This is a genomic window from Bacillus sp. ISL-46 (assembly GCF_018613205.1).
In genome coordinates this window covers 40,812-62,512 of sequence record NZ_JAGGQR010000041.1, presented here as the reverse complement: position 1 = coordinate 62,512, position 21,701 = coordinate 40,812, and the positions used below count along the sequence as shown (strand labels likewise).

Here is a 21,701-nt window from a genome sequence, read left to right as displayed (position 1 = left end):
TTCCTCCTGTTTTATAAAAATTTAGTTGACTTTTATATTTCTTTACAGACTTAGATAAACTAAATTTCCTTCATGCTTAGAAATTAATTCTTTTTGCTGAACTATCTTTAGTGAATGAGCGGCATATCTTGACTGCCTTCTCTTATGCCTAATTGTTCAGCACGCCAATTTGAAGGTGTATCACCTTCCCAAAGTCGAAATGCTCGGTAAAACGAGATCTTGTCTTCATATCCAAGTAGGAATGCCACTTCTTTAATATCGAGCGATGGGTCTGCAAGATACTTCCGTGCCTTCTCACGTCGGGCTTCCGACAACAGATGCTTGAAGCTTGTGCCTTCATCAGTGAGTCGGCGTTGTAAAGTACGTTCGCTCATCCCCAACTCTCCTGCGATTATCTGTACATCGGGGCGCCCCCCGTCTAGACTGCGTTTTATAATCCACTTGACGATCTCGGTCGTTGATTTGCTGCGTTGCTTATCGTCCAGAGATTTTTCTAGCGCAGGAACTAGTATGTCTAGTAGCTCCGCATTGTACGTGACAAAGTGGCGGTCTAAATCGCTTCGATGCAGTATCAAACGGTTGTTTGTTGCTCCAAATTTGACGCCAATTCCGAAGTAATCTTCAAGAGCCCTCACGTCCCCCAGCGGGTTCGGGTGCGAAAATTCAACTGACTTAGCAGGAAAACGATGACCTGAGCCTATCCTTCCTAGCTGCAGCAGAGATGCAAATGTCAGATAAACCAAAATCGGTGGTTCAGGCTGCTCAGTATAAAGAAATTCTAGTTCGATGGTACAGAGTTCTCCATCCTCGGTGATATGAAGGCGTTCGGGAAAACAAAGTTGTTTGTACCTGGCAATTCGACTTAGAGCATCCCGGTAGTCACGAGCATGATATGGTGCTAAGACGCTCGGTGGCAGCTGCGCTGGATTTAACTCCGCAATGAACTTAATTATTCCAACAGCAGCGTCACTCATTAATTCGGAGACAGCACTCCAAATCGCGAAATACTGGGCTGTAGTCACTTCAACCGATTCGGTAAGAATGGTGAGCGGCAACTGTGCTTTGCGAACCACGTCCTGAGCAGAAATACCTAATTGATGAAAGCCTGCCCAAGTTGCCACGGGGATTTTTATGCGATCTAAGGAATGTGCCGTCATACATCATCGCCTCTTTCTGATACTTACACACTAAGCTTTGGTTGTGATTTGTACCTTTCGTTGTGGATGATACAGTTATTATTCTACCTATCCAACGTCGTATTGTAATTAGCAAAGAACGACATAATGTTTGTATATTGCGCCATTTTATGATTGCAGGCTAATGGAAGGTCATTCGTTCATAGGGTGCTCGAAACTATCCGCTTTTCCGTTTCAGTTCATGACTTTCTGTTTGTTATTTATTATGTTCTATCTAATTATGTAACATTTGAAAAAGCGAATGGTATCACATTCTTATCAAATGATTGCCTAATACTCTCACAGCTGTTCCGCAACCGGAGAATTTGCATTAGAATAGAACTAACAAGAAAAAATAACAAGGAGGGGTTTTATGTTTGAACAATTATATAAACAAAGAGTGGAGCTCACAAAAATCATAGAGCACTATACAGGACGAGACGGCACTTATAACACTGATATTCCATCTTTATTTTTCTCACGTTACTCTAATGATACTGGTCCACATTACGGAGTTTACAAGCCTTCCTTGTGCATTATAGTTCAAGGGATGAAGGAGGTATTGCTGTCACAGGAGAGTTATCAGTATGGTCCTGCCGATTACCTTGTTGCATCCGTTAACTTGCCAATAATCGCACAAGTCACTGAAGCCTCTCCCGAAGTTCCTTATCTGGCTCTCAAACTTGAAATAACACCGAATGAAATATTGGAGGTGTTACGTGAATTCCAAATGGGAGTTGACAAGAAGGAAAATGCTAAACGAGGTATGTATGTCAGCAAAATAGAGCCATCTTTGCTAGACGCGGTAACAAGATTAGCTCGTTTGCTAGATACTCCGAAAGACATTAAGGTACTTGCTCCTCTAATCGTAAAAGAAATTATCTATAGGGTTCTGCAAGGAGAACATGGGGGGATGCTGAAACAAATAGCAATAGAAGGAAGTTCTGCCCATCAAATCAGTGATGTAATTGAACATATCATGAATAACTATGAAAAATCTTTTAAGATTGACGAACTTGCGGAAATAGCAAATATGAGTGTTTCTTCACTTCATCGGCACTTTAAAGAGATAACCGCGATGAGCCCAATTCAATTCCAAAAACAACTTAGACTTCAAGAAGCCCGAAGCCTGTTACTATCCGAATCTGCAGATGCAGCAGATGTTGCATTCCGGGTAGGCTACGAAAGCCCATCCCAATTCAGCCGTGAATATTCCCGCATGTTTGGTTTACCACCAAAAGAAGATATAAACCGCCTGAAGGCGACATATGTATAAAAAAGGTGCATTAATCCGATCCTGGATTAATGCACCTTTTCATTCTGCAAATTTGCCTTCATTATACCTTTTCCAATAATTCATTTAATATTACTCCTTTTTAAACCTGTATCATATTCTTTTATTGCTCTGTGTAAGCCCTAGTTTTATCCTGTTTTTGAACAAATTTCAGAACATAATGAGTCCCACTGATATATATTCCCATGATGGATAGATGTTCTATTAAAAATCCCATGTTGGATTCATCATAGCTCCATCCGAATGGATTATATAGGGTTAACCTAGAAAGCATATCTCTCTCGAAGGAAGTCTGCACACCATAGACAACAATCAACACCGCTATCACACGCAAAGCGATTGTGTGAATACGGCTCGTGCTGGTAATTCCCGTCATCTTTCGTACTGCATTGATAATTTTTCCCCATGACATTCCTATATGAACAGCCATGAAGATAAATCCCCAATATGAAGACATAACATGTATCTGTAATAGAATCATGTCATTGTTTATAGGAATAACGGCAAAGATGTCACGGGAAATTGGAACAGAACTTATCATCACCATAATCATGGAAACAAGAAAAAGCGAATTGACCGCAATGCTCAGTTTACGTTGTACATTGTGCTTTCCCTTAAAAATCGTCTTATACCATCGTCGATTTAAAATATTGTGGGCAATAAACAACAAAAACAATAAAACTCCTACCAGTTCATGGATCGTATTTCCGGTAATCTGGTAAGCCATTGCAACTAACGTCAGAACTGTCATAGCAAGATCAATAGCCAGCCTGATTAACATATTTCGATTCAAGAAGTTCTCCTCTTTCTAATTTAATTAAAAACTGGGTCGGTTTTCCATTCAAATGCTCTTATGTCTCTTTATTAAAATGAATCATCAAAAATACCTTCTGGATGATCCCCGCTTTTTCTTCATCTTCCATTAAGCCATTTCCATGCAAAATATCCCGCGGGTCCTCCGGATTATTGTCTACCTCTTTTACCTCCCAGTGATTTGTAGGGATACCTGCGATCTGGGATTCTGTGCTGCTCTCCTTTGATCCTGTAACATCTTCAAGGTCATAACTTTTCATCTCATCCAACTTATTCACGTAGTCATCTCTTTCTGCGTTCGCATGGCAGGAAAAGCAACGACCGATGTCTGCATCTTCGTCCACTGATCCGTCAGGAGAAAATGACTGGTATTGCCAATCCCCGTTACGCATATCTGGAGGGTTTTGGTCACCCCAACGATCGCGCTTTTCCATCACGAAGTATCGGTAAAGTTCTTCATCCCTAAAGATCTTAAGAGTGATTACAGTGCCACTAGGTATCGGCTGTCCATTCTGCACTGCTTCAATAGCTTCCGGGCTAGTGTAGAGTTCTTCGTAAGTATTTCCACGGGTCACAGTCGTGAAGAGCACTCCGTTGTCGTAGCCTTCAGGGAATTTGACAAGTTCAGTGCCATTCCCAGGGGATTCTTGTTTGGAACTGTCACTAGATTGCTCCTGTTGGGAAATCCCATTTGTATCAGTGTTGTTGCATGCAGTAAGAGTGAGAGACATTACCAATGCAAGGGACGGAAATAATAGTTTTTTCATTTTGCTTTCCTCCTAAATTTTTCGTATTTGTATTGATTCGTTAGAGTCAAAATTGTATAAGCTTCTGGGATGTGATGCTGTTTTTTTGGTAATAAATACTGATTTATCAAAGGTAATGACTATTATTTTTGGGAACTAGCTGCTTATATTCTTTTCATCAAGTTTCCTCTGTTTAGAACTTTGGGTTTTATTTTTCAACAGATTAATAGTTATAGAAAAAGTAGTGGCTTTTTTATTATGCAGCAAATGAAAAAACGACCGATATCCTATTCCTCTCAAATGGTTGCCTAATCCTCCCACAATAAAAATTAAAGCTACACGCCTAGTTTACTTTGAACCAAATCACAAATAGTTTCGTGTTAATTACTAACTAGAAAGGAATGACTTAACTGCTTTATGTCATGCGGAACCAGTGGGGTATCATTGGCGAGGAATCTATTGTTCCCCTATGAAAAACAGCGTCAAAATAAAGATGAAGAAGAGAATGACATAGGACAAAGAAGATTTAATCAGGGGTATAAACATTTAAAATGGAGATTTAAAAGAAATGAACTTTACACTAATTTTAAAGGGATTTTGAATTTAGGACTTTTATGTCGTTATACAATAATAAGGAACTAAGCCTGCAAGGTACCCTAAAGAAGTCTTACAGTTTTTTTAAATAAGTAACTTCTTTTTCATAAGCTTTAAAAAAATCAAAACACCTTTCGGAATAATTCTCCAAAAGGTGTTTTTTATTGTTTCTTATTTTTAGGATTCATCAGCTGATTTTTACTCTTCTAACATTGGTTATATAAATCCACCATTTACACGGATTGTTTTTTTAATATATATTTAATTACACTAATCTACATAGGCTAACCCATTTTTTATTAAATCCGATTTAATATGCCAGAAAGTATCCAATCACGTTGGCGAGCGCGAATGCGGTAATAAGCTTTCCTGCTGTTGATACTGATACACCGATGGAAACAGCTACTTGACCCAGGCTCCCTTTTCGAACATTAATGGATCGAATTCATCGACGCATGTTTGACGACAACGCGGCGGATGAAGAACGCCATAGCAAGACCGATTAGCGTAACTGTCAACGTGAACAAGAACACGTTCTGTGAGCCGAACGTCATCGCGTTAGCCATCTCAGACTGTTTCGTTGGCGTTGGGGAGTTGTGCAAATACTTATCCATACCGCTTGTAAGGATGATAATGGCAATCGCTGTTCCAATTGCTCCTGCGACCTGCTGAAGTGTGTTCATGACTGCCGTACCATGTGGGTAAAGCTCCGGTGGCAGCTCGTTCAGCCCGTTAGTCTGCGCCGGCATCCAGACCATTGAGATACCGACCATTAATCCGATATGCAACGAGACGATAAAAGCAATCGAAGATGCAGATGATATGTCGGAAAGAAACCATATCGATATCGCGACGACGATGAGACCGGGAATAACCAGCCACTTTGGCCCATATTTATCGAACAAACTCCCCATGCGCGGCGACAGGATGCCGTTCAACGCGCTGCCCGGCAACAGCATAAGTCCAGCGGCAAACGGTGACAGGTTCATACCATTCTGAAGAAACATTGGCAGAATAATCATGCTAGACAAGATGATCATCATAGATGACAGTACCAAAAGCAGCCCCACGTTGTACATCGGGTACTTGAAGACGCGCAAGTCCATCATGGGTTCACGCATAACCGTCTGCCGCCGCGTGAACAACACGAGTGCGACTAGCCCGATGATAATTGAAGTGACCACGACCGGGCTGGTCCAGCCTTCGGTGCCTTCTCCTGCCTTGCTGAAGCCGAAGACGACGCCACCGAAGCCGATCGTTGATAATGCAACTGAAAATAGATCAATGCGAGGTTTCGTCACCTCTGTGACGTTTTCCAAATACTTCAACCCTACCAAAAGCCCTATCACCAAAAATGGCAGTGATAGCCAAAATATATAATGCCATGATAAGTATTCAATTAGGAGACCAGCTACAGTCGGGCCGGTCGCCGGTGCGAACATGATGACAAGTCCGACAAACCCCATCGCCGCCCCACGTTTCTCAGGTGGATACACGACGAGGATCGTATTGAACATGAGCGGAATCAATAGGCCCATTCCGACCGCTTGTAAAACACGAGCGACCATAAGAATTTCGAAATTGAATGCGAGCGCCGCAATTAAAGTGCCGACAATCAAGCTCGTAAGAGAACCAGTAAACAATTGCCTTGTCGTAAACCATTGTAGCAGTAACCCAGTCATCGGCATCAGAATGCCGAGTGTAAGTAAGAACCCTGTTGTCAACCACTGTGCGGTTGCAGCTGAAATTTGGAACACATCCATTAAATTACTAATCGCAATGTTGAGCGCCGTCTCGCTGAACATGCCAACGAAACCGCAGATAAGCAGCGACGCCATAATGGCTCGCGTATTGTATTGTTTCATTTTCGACTCCACTTCCCTCTACTAAAATGTACACCTAATTCTTTATAAAGATTATTTTAGATTTTAACATTAACATATCCTTAATAAAACTAATTTAGCTCCCTCCGTCTTCGGGTTTGTTCACCCCCACGTAATCGATGCTGACTTTCGATGTGAGTCTAATATTTTACCATACTTCTCTCCTGGAGCTTCAACATAAAATCTTATTGAACTGATAAAAATTATCAATTATGGTATGATTGTATAAGTTAATTATTTAAGGAGTGAAATCATGAGTGTACATAAAGATTTAATTAAACACGCGGCAAATCAACATGAAACCTATCAAAAATTCTTAGCGCTCGACCAACAACGGGAACAATATATCGAAGAAGCGATTGAGTTATGTAAACAAGGTAAACCTTTTTCAACCGATAAAATCAATGCAGTCACCAAAAGTATTAATCAAATCAACCTGCGCTTTATTCCAACGAGGCAAACCGTTACGGGTGAAATGGTCCAAGAATTCGTTAAAAAAAACTAATAATAAATAAAGAACGGACAGCATCGTAAGATCCTGTCCGTCTTTGTTTTATAGATGGTTACTTTTTAAAAATAGTCGCGATGACTTGATCATAGGACATTTCTGTATCGACTGTAAATGTACCCGGACGCAAATTTTTCTCAACACCTTTTTTCTCTACATCTCTTGAGAATTTAAAATCATCAGGTACGATTTTTGCTTTTTCAAGCATTCTACCGACATCGATACTGGTCATCCCTTGTGTTACTGAAATAACTGCTCGATAGACGATCTTTTTAGAATTATTATTGGCTGAAGCTGCTGAAGCCGCTTTTTTGGTTGCTTCTATTATCTTATCATAGTCTGCCTTCGGTTGAACAATATACCCAGCTGTTAAAAGCTTATCTTTCATCTCTGCTTCAGTTGGCTGAACGACTGTTTTCTGCTCGCTTTTGGTCGGTTTGGGAGCTGCTTTTGTGACTGCAGGATCTTCAGTGAAGTAAACAGCACCACAAATGGTCGAAGCTAGAAGAATTCCGGCCGCAAAGCTGCTCACTACATTAAATTTCATTTGCTATTTTGCTCCTTTCATCCTTTGCTGCTAGATAAGGTGCAAGGAATTGGTTAATTTCACTCTCTGAAACTTGTTTTTTCTGAGCAATGGTTTCAATCGAATATTTGCGTTTATATAAATCTAGTACTTCACGCTTAAATATCATTTCTTCTGGAGTCAGTTGAACGCCTGCTTCCTTTGTGACCACTTCTATATCAAGTTCCAAATTGCGAATTTGCTCGTGCACGTTATTGATATCTTTCATAACAGAAACATGAACCATATCAATTTCCTTATGTTTTTGTTTTTCTAAGTTGCGATTCGATATAATTGAAACGATTAGCAACACAGCTGATATCGCAATCAACAGAATTATAGTCCATTCCATCATATTAGTTTCCTCCTTTTTTACATAGCAATCCACAATTCCCTATTATACATCCTAAATATAAATATTTCGATTAAAACCGACTAAATGAGACACAAGTCGGATGGATTTGACAAATCGAACCTCCTTTTCTATAAAATTACTACACGAAAAAAAGCAATGCAGGTACGAATGCATTACTTTTTTCGTGGTTTTATATTCATCCTCACAGTTCAAACTCCCATTCATCCTTTAGAATTAAATAAAGGACAAGAAGGGTGTTTTCGAGATCAGAAGTTTTTTCCCCTGCCGGATCCAGGCCGATTTTCGGAAATAACAGTTCGGCAATTTGTTCCGTTAGTTGTTTTCTTTCAACTAATGGTATTTGCTGAAAACGGCTGGCATATGTACTGACGAGCTTCCAATCCTTTGTTCCCAATGATTTCAGCGTCCATTCATCAATCGTGAGATCTTCCCTGGTAAGCCCTCTGTTGTTGATTTCTTCTTCGAGAGGTGATTGTTTCTTATTCCGTTTTGCCTTGCGCTCATGAACGACAATCGTCCCAGCGACAAGATCGCCGAGCCGTTTATGTTTAGAATGGAAAAAGATCATAATAATACCTAGAAAATATGCTGTCGGCAAGGAATCAATGATTCGGATCAGATTCCGGATAAAGCTGGAAAGCAACGTGATGCTATGACCGTTTTCCTGAATGACTCGGATTCCCATTAACTTCTTCCCAAGCGTTCTCCCTCCCGAGAAAAACTCAAACGCAAAAAAGTAGCCCCAATTAACGAGAAACAACATGATAATCGTTATTGCAATAGGCAGTGAATTCCCGATCAAAACAAATTCCATTTTTGACATCCCGTCCAGGATGAAAAAAAGGACAATCAAGGTCAAAATGTTAAAAGCCATTAATAGTAACTGGTCAATGATAAAGGCTGCAGACCTGCTGCCTAAACCAGCGATTTGAAACTGAATCGACACGAATTCGGGTGTTTTTATTTCTACATGATCTTCATTCATAAGCTTCCCCCGTCACATGGTTGATTATTTCTATTTCTATTTTTCTACAATATTACTATAATAAGGAGAATAAAGACAAAATTAATACATAGCCCCATTAAAGTAGGTGCCAGGATGAATGTAAAACAATTTGTAAAAATACATCGTGAAGAATGGAAACAGCTCGAACAGTTAATCACAACGATAAGCAAGCACAGAAATAATATAACAGGTGACCGAATCACTCAATACCATCGTCTCTATCAAAAGGCGGCCCAACATCTTTCCTACAGTCAAACTTATTTTCCTAATGATGAAGTCACCCAATATTTGAACGGACTTGTAGCTAAATCACATAATCTATTGTATAAAGACCAGGTATCAAGCATCAAACAAACCCGTCATTTTTTTAGTGAAAAATTTATTGGGCTCTTGTTAGAGCAATGGAAATTTGTCATGTTTGCAATGATCTTATTTATGATTGGTGCTTTGGGGAGCTTTCTTTCAGTCATGAATGACCCTCTGCATATCTATTCCATTCTCCCAGCCGAAATCGCTAAAGGTGTGGACCCGGAACAACTTGGGAAGGGCCATGATGCGGTGGACTCATCCCTCATGTCGGCAAGCATTATGACAAATAATATCAAGGTCGCGATCTTTGCTTTTGCCGGTGGTATTACATTTGGGCTTGTGACCGTTTATTTGATGGTCTACAATGGCATCATCATTGGTGCGCTCGCTGCCCTATTTTGGCATCACAGTAAATCGTATGACTTTTGGGCATTTATTGTTCCCCATGGGATGATTGAGCTTACAGCCATATTTATTGCCGGAGGAGCTGGTCTTTTAATGGGCTATAAGCTGTTTGTCCCAGGGCAATATTCAAGGAGTTTTCAATTAAAGCAGCAAGCGATGCGCTCCGTTCAACTTCTGCTTGGAACGATTCCCTTGTTTGTTATTGCTGGCATCATTGAAGGGTTTATCACACCAGCAGATATTTCATTAGAAGCAAAGTATAGTGTTGCTTTCTTAACGGTAATCGGGTTGCTCCTTTATATTGTGATTGGAAATCTAAAACTTACAAAGGTTATAAAAGATTCTGATTGATAATGTCAATATAATGCGAAACAGCTGTAATCGCCAACTTTTCCTCACGGGCCTCAATCATTTGGAGGCCTTGTTTTTCCCATTTGATTTTTTCTCTTTTCTTAACAAGAATTTGCTGCTGTGAAATACTTTTTCGCATCGCTGCTTGGACCGTATTCGGCTCCTCTTTGACTCTTCTTAAAAGTGTCTGATCCTCAATCCCAATCATTAAAAATAAATGCCGTTGTCTTAGACGTCTTAATAGCATAAGAGCACTTTCCTCATGAAGAAAGGTGCGGACATCACTAAATAATAGGAGCAGACTTCGTTTCTTTTGAACCATTTCTAAATATTGCAGGATGGCAGCATAATTAGACTCGGCTTCATCCACTTTTAATGAATAGATTGCTTGAAGGATGGTCTGTAGATGGGCTATCCCTTTGGCAGGGGGCACAAAGACTTTTATGTCCTTTGAAAAGGCAAGTACCGACACATAATCTCCATTTTGGAGTGCTGCCGCTGTAACGGTTAATGCCGCTTCTAATGCTTTTTCTAAACGATTCCCCTTAGATAATTCTGCCCCCATCATTCTTCCACAATCAATTAAGATTGTAATATACTTTCCATGCTCCGGTTCATATTCATTCGTCATCACTTCACGAAGCTTCGCTGTTTGGCGCCAGTTGATTTTACGCGGATCATCCCCGACGACATAATTTCTAATCTTGGAAAATTCGCCAACTCCACTTCGCTGTCTCCGAATCTTTAACCCATCGTAAACCAAATACTTCTGTGCATTTTCTAAATACTGCTTGGTCTCGGTTAAATCAGGAATGACTTTCACTGAATCCGCTAATTCAACTGTCATTTGCTTTTCCCACAAACCCAGCAAACTCGCATATCGAAAATAAAGCTTATTGATTTCGTATTTTCCTCGTATTATCGCACTCGTACTATACGAAATTTCGACCGTTGATTTTTTTGATATTGATCCAATGATAGGAAACGGCCTTTCGAAGGACTGCGGCAAACCATCGACCATTCGGTATGAAAAAGGATAAGGAGAGTCATTCTGAACCTCAATCTTTATGGTATATGAAATTCCTCTTTCAAACTCTTCCGCCATCAATCGTTGAAAGAATAGTTGCTTCTTTTTGGGTGAAAAAAACAAGTCTGTCAGACTAATGAAAAGCACAATGATATTAGTAGTAATAACAAAACCCCAAGAAATTTCCCAAATCGTACCGAGAACTAATCCAAAAGATAGGATTAGGAAAACAAGCAGTAATCGTTTAGTTGGTAAAATCCCTCTATCTTGGAACAGGAACCGAGCCCACCAGCTCTTCAATGATTTGGTCAACGGTTTCTCCCTCCAATTCTACATGCGGGGATAACTGAATGCGATGGCGCAGGGCCGGTTTGGCGACTATTTTGATATCGTCTGGAGTCACATAATCCCGTCCAGAAAGGTAGGCCCATGCTTGTGCTGCTTTTCCTATCGATATTCCTGCTCGGGTACTGGCACCAAATCGGATGGCATCTGCATCACGCGTTTTTCTGACAATTTTCATCATGTAATCTAATACATTCTCACTAACAGTAACTTTTTCGATTTCTTTTCTAATCCTTAAAAAATCTTCCATATCTAAGATGGGTGAAACAACCTTTTCGTCAAAGCTGTTTTCAATTACTTGTTTTAAGACATTTTTCTCTTCCTCATAGCTTGGAAATTCAATTTTCAGCTTAAAAAGGAATCGATCCTGCTGTGCTTCTGGAAGAGGGTAGGTACCTTCAAATTCAATCGGATTTTGGGTAGCGACCACAAAAAACACCTCAGGTAACGGATATGTTTCACCTTGGATGGTCACCTGCTTTTCTTCCATTGCTTCTAATAGGGCAGCCTGGGTCTTTGCAGGTGTCCGATTTATTTCATCAGCTAAAAGGATATTTGTAAAAATTGGTCCCTTTAACGTTTGAAAAGTGTTTTCCTTCATATTGTAAATCGTGCTTCCGGTAATATCACTTGGCAATAAGTCAGGTGTAAACTGGATCCGGTTAAAGGTGCCTCCTAAAAGATTCGCTAGAGTACGTACCATTTGAGTTTTTCCGGTGCCAGGCACTCCTTCTAGCAGGACATGCCCCCCTGCTAAAATAGCGGATAAAAGGAGTCTTAAATTTAGACTCTGACCTAAAATCCTCTCTTCATATTTTTCCAAAAAGGATGTTAATTCTGTTTTCATTCTTCAACCTCTCTCCTTAATTGCTCAAGCTTTTTCGACCATAATAAGTATTCCTGTTTTGTGATTTTTTCTTTTTCGAGGATGTTTACTAACCCTATAAGAAAAGGTCTAATCTCATTTGCAGGCACTTTAGTCCATTTTCTTTCAAAATAACTCGATAAATCCTTCCATTCCCGATTATATGGAATTTGCCATCGTTCCTGGAGAAGCAGTTTGACATAGTCTGCTTGGATGATTATTGAATCACGATAGCGTTTGCCGCGGAGAAACCAGGCAGCAACTGCTTGGATTCCCTCATCACTAAAACGAACCGACTCTTCCCTTGGGACGAAAATAGGTCCGAAACGCTTTCCCTTCGACCATAACCAGAGAATCATCAATAATCCCCCTTGCAAAACAAGGAGTAAAAACCACATCGGGTACACATTCAAAAAAGTAGACGCATTTTCTCCACCGTGAATGTATTCATCAAACAGAATCGTGTCCGTGGACCCTTCATTGATCAGATAGAGAAGAAGTCGTAAATGGTCTTTTTTTAATAGATCCCCATTTGTCATCCACCTAGGGGTAATCGCTACAATTAAATGACCATTTCCATATGATTGTTTAACCGCAATGGGACCAGCCTTATCAAATATTAATACTTCCTCTTCCTTCTTGGTCTGCAAACGGATGACTGAATCGATTTGAGCACGGTAGGAAGTATGACCTTGAGTGTAAACCTTCATTGTTTCTTGTGTGTCAACTGATTCTGTTTTTACGTCAAACATCCCTTGTGGATCGTTTTGTAATAACAAGATGGTGTTTCCGGCCTTCATAAAATTGATATAAGCCTTCATCTCTTCCTTTTCAGGAATAAACGAAGGTTCGACCATGACAAGCAATTGGTGATCTGAAGTTGCTGATAGCAATTCTGGTGAATAGCTCCAGATTTTACCTGCTTTATCTTTTTTTAAATATGTATAAAATGCCTTCACACCAGTCGGCGAAGGTGAATCAGTAACATATGCTGGGAAAACTTGCGGTTTAGGCGAATAGCTAAAATAGCTGAAGACTAGAAATAAACTGAGCAGGATCACCAGCCCGATCCAAGTGCGTATTTTGGAAAGAGATTTCATAAAATATTCTCCTCCCCTGTATCGCCAAGTACTTTTCTTGCTTCATGATGAAAATGGGAGTATTCTTCTTTCTGTACGTTGCGTTCCCCATAGGTCACTTCCTCAAAGAAGTGTGCAAGCTTAAAAAAGAGTTCTGCCTTTTGTGAATCTACTTTACTTAGTTCATCATAATATTCCCAATTCGTTTTCCAAATTCTAGCCTCCAGCAATCCCTTCTCATGAAAGTAAAGAAGCAGTGCTAAAAACAAATGGCGGGTGGAAAGTGTATATGCTCCTAACGCCTCTTGTTTTTCTGCCTCTTCCAGATGTTTTTGATACGTCCAATTCATTTCCTTCATCGATTGAAGCGGCTTTTGATTGCGAAGGAGCCGAGTTCGGCGAGTATGACGGATGAGAAAAAAAGTAGATAAAGCTAACAGGATGATGATAACCACTATGATTGAAATAAGAATCGGACCGGAAGCTCCGCTTGCTGAATCGATGGCAGGAAACAATTTTTCGAGCTGTGCTGCGATCCAGTCTTTGGCATGATCCCACCATGTTGCAATGAAACCCTTTGACTCGTAATAAACTTTGTATTCTTTTGTTTTTAATATTTCTTCAAGGTCATCGCGTGCCTTGTTTGCATCTAACATAATCATCACCTAACATAATAGGTTTTTTATTGAACAGTCTTATAGTCTTCTAGCATCTCTTTGATATCATCCGCATCGTGTCTTGTTTTTAAATCAAGATACATAACCCCATAGCCCACGGAGAAAATCATTGTCGTAACTAAAGTGACAAGGTTTGAAATCAAGGTTAATAACACACTATTACCTAAAACCATTCCAAACGTTACTTGGACACCAAAGCTGATACTTGAAATAATAAAATAAAACACGATATAGAGACCCATCAACACCCATGTACGCTTCCTTGACAATCTCCAGCTTCTTCCTAAACCAGGTGAATCCTTATCCAGCACTACAGAGCCAAAATAAAAGCTCCAGCGGGTTAATAATAGTCCAATTCCAAGGGCAAACCCCAGAAATAGGACAACTCCTAAAAGGATCCCTAAAACCGGATTCACTGTCGTCGCAACCACACCACCGGTGACTCCGACGATCGCGAGTGGAATAATGATAATCCCCATGGTAATAAGAAAGAATAAGATACTGCTGCCAATCATCGGCCAAAATCGTGAAAAGGCTTGTTTAATTACGGAACCGACGGTATATTCTTCATTTTTTCGAACATGATTGATAGTAAATAGGATCGCCGCCTCCGCAACAGGTGCCAAAATGGCACTAATCAAGCCAACTACGATTAATCCGATGTCTGAGCTCAAACTGCTGGAATCGAAGGTTCCTGATTCTTCAAAGCTCGTAAGTATTTGCTCAAACCAAGCACCATCGCTGCCAACCTCTCGAAAAAAGCTGGTTCCAGCCATGAGCTGGAGTATCGCTTGAAGCAAGTAAACCGGTCCCATGAAAATCAGTAAAATCATAAAAAAGTCCTTAAAGCGATTTTTAGTTAAATGAAAAGTATGATCGAGTATTTCTCCAAAACCTTTTGGGCTAGAAAACTTTTTATCCACCGCTAATATCCTCCTAGAATAATTATCAATAAGAATTATTTTAACATTATTCAGATATATTTAGTGTAAAAAGTTGTCAAAGAACGTAAATTATGGACTGCTTCCAAAGTAATTTTACGTAGGAGATCTGTTTTTCGAATAATATTGTAATTTTTGTCAAAGAATAAATAATGGTTTTGCTTTTTACATATTAGTAAAAGTAAGAAAAAGAGGGACAGAAAGTTGAGGTATAAAACATGCTATGGAAATGGAAACAAAAGCAGCAAATAATGAATTATAACGCTGAAGGATATTATATCGTTGATCAAAAATTAAACAACCAGCGGAATCCCACATTAGTTTCTGTCATTACCCCCGTTTATAATGCTGAAAAATATCTAAGAAAAACGATTAACTCTGTCCTAAATCAATCCCTTGGCATGGAAAATTTGGAATATATATTAATCGATGATGGTTCTACCGATTCCTCAAGAGATATTTTATTAGAATACTCTTCAAAATTTGATAACATCATTGTCGTTTTTCTTAAAAGAAATACTGGTACACCTGGCCGTCCGCGTAATATCGGTATTCAATTGGCTAGCTCCAAATATATGACTTTTTTGGATGCGGATGATTGGCTTGAACCCAATGGACTCGAAGTATTATCGACCATTTTAGAGGAAACAAGTGATGATTATGCAGTTGGGAAAACCATTCAAATTCAAGCAAAAGGTAAGACAATTATTATCGGAGAGCATGAATCATGTAAAGAAAGAAGAAGTGAATCACCATTTTCGATCCCACATATCTTTCATCATTTAGGACCCAGGGCACGAATGATAAAAACGAGTGTAATAAAGGACAATCAGATTTTTTTTCCTGAAATGAAATTTGCTGAAGACAAACAATTTTTCATTGACGTTTTAACGCATTGTCAGTCAATTTCCACGACACATCATCCAATTTATTATTTGAATCGAATCGATAATCAAAACACTCGTTTGTCAAATCAGACAAACATTATCCAAAAGACAAATTGTAATCTTAAAGTGATTAACCATATTATCAACAAGAATTTAGAAATAGAAAAAAAGAAGATGGTTTTAAATCGATTATATGAATTTGATTCAATTACGAGATTTTTCACTACACCTCATTTTCAAAAAACAAGGCTTAAGCGCGTCTATTACTATAAGTTTAATCAAGTGTTAAAAACAACGAAAAAGTTAAATTATGATTTTTCAGGGGAATTCTTTCAACCAATGAACAAAGTAGTATATAACTTGTACACTGATCGAAAATATAAGCAACTTGAGAACCTTTTTGCGTGGGATAAGAATGAAAAAATAAAGGATGTTATCATTAAAGATAATCTTCCCTATGTTGTTGTCCCCTTTCTAGAAGACCCATTCAAATATATAAGAATTCCAATGCATTCGACATTTGAAGAAGAATATGTTGATAAGAATAAATATTATCTTAAATTTAAGGTATTTGGTGATCATCTGGATTCACTCACACATGGACTGATTCGTGATACAAACAATGGCCTGCTTGAATCTTCCCTGCCTGTGAAGGTTGATAAGAGTGGGAATGGGATATTAGAGTTGGATTTAGAACTACTAAACCATTATCCGTCATCAAATTATGCTATCTTTCTACGTTTCAATGATTATTTAAAAATTAATATCAGAAAACACATTCAAAGTAAGAACCAATATCAATATAAGAATCGTGATTTTACTTTTTACAATACCACCTACTCGAACGTTGGCTTAAAAATATCTTCCATAAAATAAAGGGACAGTGGTTACTGTCCCTTTAAACTTTATTATTAAGCCACTAGAAAAAGACTAATTCTCTTTTTTCACTACTTGATCTTTATTTTCATATACAAGCCAAGCAGAGCCATTGATTTTGTTAGAACCATCAATTATCCTCTGCTTGACCCTTTCCCGTTCTGAGCCAGTTAATAACGTAGGTTGATAATCATTTCTCGAGGAAACCGAGGAAATCGAAAATGGAACAACATTAATTTCTTTTGTATCTGAAAGTACTCCATTTTTCAAATGAAAGGTTTGTTGAAATACAAACGTATCCTTGTCACTTGGATTTCTATTCCCGCCAAACATGAAGTTGCCTAGACTATAGACTATAAATTTCCCTTTATATTCTTCAATCCCTTGGACTACATGGGGATGACTTTCCTCGTTTTTTGTCTTTTCTACTCATCATAGTACCAATTACCCCTTTTATTTACTTAACTTTCCTAATTCTACAATAAGTTCACCCATAGCTCTATAAAAAAATAACCCACGTTTGTCTCCATTAGGAAGACAACATGGGTTTTTTTGGAGTAGGTTATTTTTACAAGCGTGAGAATTCTTCTACCAATTCACCAAACCGTTTCATTGAATTCTCAATTGGAAATGGAGTGGTTAGGTCGACGCCGGTCTTTTTTAACAGTTCAAGCGGATAATCTGAACTACCGCTCTTTAAGAATTCCAAATAGGAAGTTAGCGTATCTTGGTCGCCTTCAAGAATCTTAGTCGCCAAATGAATCGCAGATGCAAATCCTGTGGCATACTTGTAAACATAAAAAGGGCGGTAGAAATGAGGGATTCTTGACCATCCAAATTTTACTTCCTCATCAAAGACAACCTCATCCCCGTTGTATTCCCGGAATAGTGTCTCATAGGTTTGATTAAATACTTCCACATTTAAAGGCAGCCCCTTTTCAGCCATTTCATGTGTCTTCATCTCAAACTCGGCAAACATGACTTGTGTGAAAAATGTCCCCTTAAATTGATCGATAAAATGATTAACTAAATGTTTTCGCACATCAGGATCTTTCTCATTGTTAAGTAAATAGTTAATTAACAGAACTTCATTGACGGTTGACGCCACTTCGGCCACAAAGATGCTGTAACGAGCCGTAATCTGTGGCTGGTACTGCGAACTCCACCGGCTGTGGACACCATGCCCACATTCATGGACCAGCGTGAATAAACTGTCCAAATCATCCTGATGATTTAAAAGGATATAGGGATGGACCCCATAGACACCAAGATTGTAGGCACCTGACCGCTTCCCGGGTGTTTCTCTGACATCTAGATAACGAGCGTTTTTAAACTCCTTCAGGATATTGATGTAATCCTCTCCGAGTGGAGCTAAAGCCTTACACATCGTGTCATAGGCTTCATCATATGAAATCACCTGTTTGACTCCACTGACAAGCGGGACACTCATATCATATTGACGTAGTTCATCTAGCTCCAACTTTTCCTTGCGGATGCGTGAATATTGATGGAGCGGACCGATATTTTGTTTGGTTGTTTTGATTAGATTCTCATAAACCTCTTTTGGTACCTTATCCCCAAATAATGCCTTTTCTAATGCAGAAGGATATTGACGGATTTTAGCAGTTGTCACATTATTTTTAATGGCGGCGGATAGGGTGGCGGCAATCGAATTTTTCAAATGCAAGTATGGTTGATAATAAGCTTTATAGGCCTCTCTTCGCTTTTCACGATCTTTTTCTTCGATTAATTTTGAATACATGCCCCTTGTTAATTCCACCCGTTCCCCGTTATCACTGGTTACTTCCCCAAACTTAATATCAGCGTTATTCATCATTCCAAAGATATTACCTGGGGCCGAGAGTGCTTCACCTAATTGGGAAAGAACTGCTTCCTGTTCCTTTGTTAATACATGCTGCTTGTATCGAAACGACTCCCATAAATCCTCTGCAAAGTATTCTAGCTCCTTTTCTGCTGATATGTATGCTTTTAATGTTTCTTCATCCAGGCTTAATAAATAAGGCATAAAGAAAGAGGTGGCAGCACTAACCTTAACACTCAGTTGTTTTGCTCTGTCTAAGTGGGACTGTGCCTGGGTATCCCTAGTATTTTCATCTACACTCAACATGGCATAGGCATAAACTTTGTTGAATAGAAAAGATAACTCTTCTCTTTGCTTAAGATATTGATAAAGTGAGTGTCCGTCTTGAATGGTTCCATCATATTGTTTTAGCTTAGCTGCCATCTTTTCAATTAGCAGATAATCTTCTTCCCATTTCTTGATATCCGAATAGATATCAGATAAGTTCCACTTCTCATGCGCTGGGACTTCTTTTCGATTGGTATAGGTTACCATTTGTCCAATCCGCTCCTCTCAATGTAAAAAATTACAATCAGCTTATACTCTCTATCATAATAAATCTATTCTTAAATTCCTATTCGCAAACCTTAAAAAAGAAGAACAAAAAAAGCAGGCCATTAATTTTGACCTACTTCTTAAATAATACTTATAGGGTTAATTCTTTCTCAATCACTGCTAATCTTTCCTTTACCTCATCTTCGCTTAAACCATGCTGTGCAACATAACGGTTGCTAGGATGAACCCGGCACTCATGCGAACAGCTTCGTAAGTGTTTATGTTCGTTTTCTTCAGAGCAAAGGATTTTTCGATTACATTCTGGGTTGGCACAATTCACGTAGCGCTCGCAAGGCTCACAAGTGTAATAATCCTTCCCAACAATTACATGCTCTTTTTGGTTAACAGGAACACTTATTCGCTCATCGAAAACATAGAGCTGACCATCCCATAAATCCCCTTTAACTTCTGGGTCTTTTCCGTAGGTAACAATTCCGCCCTCTAGTTGCGATACATCCTCAAATCCTTCTTTCAATAACCAGCCTGAGAATTTTTCACAACGAATGCCACCCGTACAATAGGTAAGAATCTTTTTGCCTTCAAACTCCTGCTTATTTTCTCTTATCCATTGTGGGAGGTCACGGAAGTTAAGAATATCCGGTCTTACAGCCCCTCTAAAATGACCTAAATCATATTCATAATCATTTCGGGCATCGATGACAACCGTATCTTCCTTTTGCATTTCCGTAAAGAATTCTTTTGGTTTCAAATGCTTACCGGTTTGCAAATTGGGGTTCACGTCATCTTCCAAACGCAAAGTAACAAGCTCTGGTCTAAATTTTACCTTCATTTTTTTGAAGGCATGCTCGGAGGCTTCATCTATTTTAAAAATAGTCCCTGCAAAAAGTGGATGCTCATCCATATATTTCATGTAAGCTTCAGTTTGTTCAATAGTGCCTGACACCGTTCCATTAATCCCTTCACCCGCAATGATAATTCGACCTTTGAGACCTAGTTCATTACAGTAGTTAAGATGTTCCTGGGTCACTTCTTCAGGATTCTCTATTGAGACATATTTATAATACAATAACACTCTATAGTCTTGATTCATGGTTACCACCTTACAATTTTATATATATTAAATACTTAGTTTTTTACATTAACCTTATGATTATAGCAAAAACCAACAAATAAATTCAAATTATTTTACTCTCCGAAGGCTGCTGTACCTACATAGGTTGATATTACCAACCGTTCTTCCTCGTTTTTTCTGTTACAATTTTTTATATTGAGAAATAATAAGGAGGAACACAATCTATGAATAAACGTCATCTCCTCCTTGGTCTGGTAATTGCGGTTACCTTCATTGGAGGAATACTAACTGGAGTCATTTTCACTAAAAATAATGAAATGCAAGATCGTCCCAATACGCAAATATTAGAAGATGCACCTAAATCGGCCATTAAGCCAAATTCAAAAGAACTCCCTAAATTGAAGAAGGCATCATCAAAGGTGCTGATCGGCTATGTTCAGGATTTTCGTGATCCAAACATGGTTGATTATTCCAAATTAACACATGTCATTTTCTCCTTTGTTCATCCTACTAAGGATGGAGGAATTTTATTTAATGGTGATCCAGCTTTAAAAAACCTTAGAGATGTTGTTAAAAATGCAAAAAAGCATGACACGAAGGTGATTCTGGCGATTGGTGGATGGTCCCACATCAAGGGCGGAGAATCCTATAATTATTTTAAACCGGCGATCTCTGATCCTAAATCTAGAGCAACGCTAGTTAAAGAGCTTACTAATGTCGCAGTCCGTGAAAAGCTGGATGGGATTGATATCGATTTTGAACACCCTCGTTCAACAGAGGATGCACAAAATCTCTCTGCTTTTGCGAAAGAGTTAAGTGCCCAGCTTCATCCAAAAAAGAAAGAGCTATCCATTGCTGTTTATTCAAAGATTCATGCGGTGACGTTAACGGAAGTAGCTGCTATTCAGTATGATCCATCTATGTTCAAAACGGTAGACCATGTTAATATTATGGCGTATGATGGTCAGTATGACGGCAGTTACAATGCCGCAAATTTATCGCCCTATCCATATACAGAGAAAATCGTAAACTATTGGACGAACCTATTTGAAACTCAGAAACTTTCAAAGGAAAAATTAGTATTGGGCGTCCCGTCTTACGCCCAACCGGAAGATCCTAAAATCAAACAGGTATCCTTTGCGGCAATAATTAACAATAATCCTGCCAATGCTGGAAAGGACACTATTCAGATGAATGGTACGACCTACCATTATAATGGCGGTGTTACGATGATAAAAAAAACACGTCTGGCCCTCGATCACGGCTTTGGCGGCATGATGATGTGGGAAATTGGTCATGATGCACAAGGATCACAAAGTCTGACAGGGACAATTTTTACAGAATTAAAGAATTCAAGTAAAGAACCAGTAAAATACTATACAGCAAAAGGTTACTAATATAATAATAAAAGGCTGTTCTCTCGATTTTTGGAGGGAACAGCCTTTTAACATGAAAGGTGAGCTTCATTTGCAATCGTTTATAGGAGTGGAGCCGGTCCACATTAACCAATAACTTCTATTGGCTACTTTT

At 39.0% G+C, this 21,701-nt stretch carries 19 protein-coding genes and 1 pseudogene; 5 read left to right on the top strand and 15 right to left on the bottom strand.

The features are described 5' to 3' along the window. Positions 1-107 precede the first annotated feature (107 nt). A complete protein-coding gene (locus J7E67_RS19640) occupies positions 108-1,157 on the bottom strand; it encodes an AraC family transcriptional regulator (RefSeq protein WP_214732704.1) in 1,050 nt (349 codons plus the stop codon). 391 nt (positions 1,158-1,548) lie between these two features. Between J7E67_RS19640 and J7E67_RS19635 the strand changes: the two genes are divergently transcribed. Next, positions 1,549-2,451 (top strand): AraC family transcriptional regulator, encoded by a 903-nt coding sequence (locus tag J7E67_RS19635; protein ID WP_214714894.1) that lies wholly within the window; start codon positions 1,549-1,551, stop codon positions 2,449-2,451. A gap of 121 nt (positions 2,452-2,572) precedes the next feature. Here the strand turns inward: J7E67_RS19635 and J7E67_RS19630 are convergent, their stop codons facing one another. From J7E67_RS19630 to J7E67_RS19620, 3 genes are all read right to left on the bottom strand, one after another. Then, positions 2,573-3,262 carry a DUF4405 domain-containing protein gene (locus J7E67_RS19630; protein ID WP_214732703.1) on the bottom strand — a complete coding sequence of 230 codons (690 nt, stop codon included), beginning with the start codon at positions 3,260-3,262 and terminating at the stop codon, positions 2,573-2,575. A 58-nt stretch (positions 3,263-3,320) separates the two neighbouring features. Then, positions 3,321-4,049, bottom strand: coding sequence for a cytochrome P460 family protein (locus tag J7E67_RS19625; RefSeq protein WP_214714892.1), 729 nt, complete (start codon positions 4,047-4,049; stop codon positions 3,321-3,323). A 1,004-nt stretch (positions 4,050-5,053) separates the two neighbouring features. Further along, on the bottom strand, positions 5,054-6,487 hold the full coding sequence (locus J7E67_RS19620; protein WP_214732702.1) for an MDR family MFS transporter: 1,434 nt from the start codon (positions 6,485-6,487) through the stop codon (positions 5,054-5,056). Between the two features lie 271 nt (positions 6,488-6,758). On the opposite strand from J7E67_RS19620, the gene J7E67_RS19615 reads away from it, so the two are divergent. Next, positions 6,759-7,010, top strand: coding sequence for a DUF2533 family protein (locus J7E67_RS19615; protein WP_214732701.1), 252 nt, complete (start codon positions 6,759-6,761; stop codon positions 7,008-7,010). A gap of 58 nt (positions 7,011-7,068) precedes the next feature. On the opposite strand, the gene J7E67_RS19610 is transcribed toward J7E67_RS19615, so the two are convergent. From J7E67_RS19610 to J7E67_RS19600, 3 genes are all read right to left on the bottom strand, one after another. After that, the gene (locus tag J7E67_RS19610) at positions 7,069-7,560 is read right to left on the bottom strand and encodes an endolytic transglycosylase MltG (protein ID WP_214732700.1); all 492 of its coding nucleotides are present in this window, start codon (positions 7,558-7,560) and stop codon (positions 7,069-7,071) included. Continuing rightward, a complete protein-coding gene (locus tag J7E67_RS19605; protein WP_308160574.1) occupies positions 7,550-7,933 on the bottom strand; it encodes a hypothetical protein in 384 nt (127 codons plus the stop codon). The genes J7E67_RS19610 and J7E67_RS19605 overlap by 11 nt, the downstream gene beginning before the upstream one ends. 202 nt (positions 7,934-8,135) lie before the next feature. After that, complete coding sequence (locus tag J7E67_RS19600) at positions 8,136-8,939, bottom strand: RDD family protein (protein ID WP_214732699.1); 804 nt, start codon at positions 8,937-8,939, stop codon at positions 8,136-8,138. A gap of 114 nt (positions 8,940-9,053) precedes the next feature. Here J7E67_RS19600 and J7E67_RS19595 point away from each other — a divergent pair, with 114 nt between their 5' ends. Then, complete coding sequence (locus tag J7E67_RS19595; RefSeq protein WP_214732698.1) at positions 9,054-10,025, top strand: stage II sporulation protein M; 972 nt, start codon at positions 9,054-9,056, stop codon at positions 10,023-10,025. On the opposite strand, the gene J7E67_RS19590 is transcribed toward J7E67_RS19595, so the two are convergent. The 5 genes from J7E67_RS19590 to J7E67_RS19570 are packed head-to-tail and all read right to left on the bottom strand — an operon-like array spanning position 10,006 to position 14,941. Next, on the bottom strand, positions 10,006-11,364 hold the full coding sequence (locus J7E67_RS19590) for a DUF58 domain-containing protein (RefSeq protein ID WP_214732697.1): 1,359 nt from the start codon (positions 11,362-11,364) through the stop codon (positions 10,006-10,008). The two genes, J7E67_RS19595 and J7E67_RS19590, sit on opposite strands and share 20 nt — an antisense overlap. Continuing rightward, positions 11,315-12,244 carry an AAA family ATPase gene (locus J7E67_RS19585; RefSeq protein ID WP_214714879.1) on the bottom strand — a complete coding sequence of 310 codons (930 nt, stop codon included), beginning with the start codon at positions 12,242-12,244 and terminating at the stop codon, positions 11,315-11,317. Before J7E67_RS19585 ends, J7E67_RS19590 begins: the two co-directional genes overlap by 50 nt. Beyond that, on the bottom strand, positions 12,241-13,362 hold the full coding sequence (locus tag J7E67_RS19580; protein ID WP_214732696.1) for a DUF4350 domain-containing protein: 1,122 nt from the start codon (positions 13,360-13,362) through the stop codon (positions 12,241-12,243). Before J7E67_RS19580 ends, J7E67_RS19585 begins: the two co-directional genes overlap by 4 nt. After that, positions 13,359-13,997, bottom strand: coding sequence for a DUF4129 domain-containing protein (locus tag J7E67_RS19575; protein WP_214732695.1), 639 nt, complete (start codon positions 13,995-13,997; stop codon positions 13,359-13,361). Before J7E67_RS19575 ends, J7E67_RS19580 begins: the two co-directional genes overlap by 4 nt. A 26-nt stretch (positions 13,998-14,023) precedes the next feature. Then, complete coding sequence (locus J7E67_RS19570) at positions 14,024-14,941, bottom strand: hypothetical protein (RefSeq protein WP_214732694.1); 918 nt, start codon at positions 14,939-14,941, stop codon at positions 14,024-14,026. A gap of 236 nt (positions 14,942-15,177) precedes the next feature. On the opposite strand from J7E67_RS19570, the gene J7E67_RS19565 reads away from it, so the two are divergent. After that, complete coding sequence (locus J7E67_RS19565; RefSeq protein WP_214732693.1) at positions 15,178-16,722, top strand: glycosyltransferase family 2 protein; 1,545 nt, start codon at positions 15,178-15,180, stop codon at positions 16,720-16,722. 54 nt (positions 16,723-16,776) lie between these two features. Here J7E67_RS19565 and J7E67_RS19560 read toward each other — a convergent pair. From J7E67_RS19560 to trhO, 3 genes and pseudogenes are all read right to left on the bottom strand, one after another. Next, positions 16,777-17,124, bottom strand: a pseudogene (locus tag J7E67_RS19560) (CapA family protein); the annotation flags it as partial. 166 nt (positions 17,125-17,290) lie between these two features. Further along, a complete protein-coding gene (pepF, locus tag J7E67_RS19555) occupies positions 17,291-19,078 on the bottom strand; it encodes an oligoendopeptidase F (RefSeq protein ID WP_214732692.1) in 1,788 nt (595 codons plus the stop codon). A 151-nt stretch (positions 19,079-19,229) separates the two neighbouring features. Continuing rightward, positions 19,230-20,189: an oxygen-dependent tRNA uridine(34) hydroxylase TrhO gene (trhO, locus tag J7E67_RS19550; protein WP_214732691.1), complete on the bottom strand. Its 960-nt coding sequence runs from the start codon at positions 20,187-20,189 to the stop codon at positions 19,230-19,232. Positions 20,190-20,395: 206 nt separating this feature from the next. Here trhO and J7E67_RS19545 point away from each other — a divergent pair, with 206 nt between their 5' ends. Beyond that, positions 20,396-21,568, top strand: a complete 1,173-nt coding sequence (locus J7E67_RS19545) for a glycosyl hydrolase family 18 protein (RefSeq protein WP_214732690.1) — start codon at positions 20,396-20,398, stop codon at positions 21,566-21,568. Positions 21,569-21,701 lie beyond the last annotated feature (133 nt).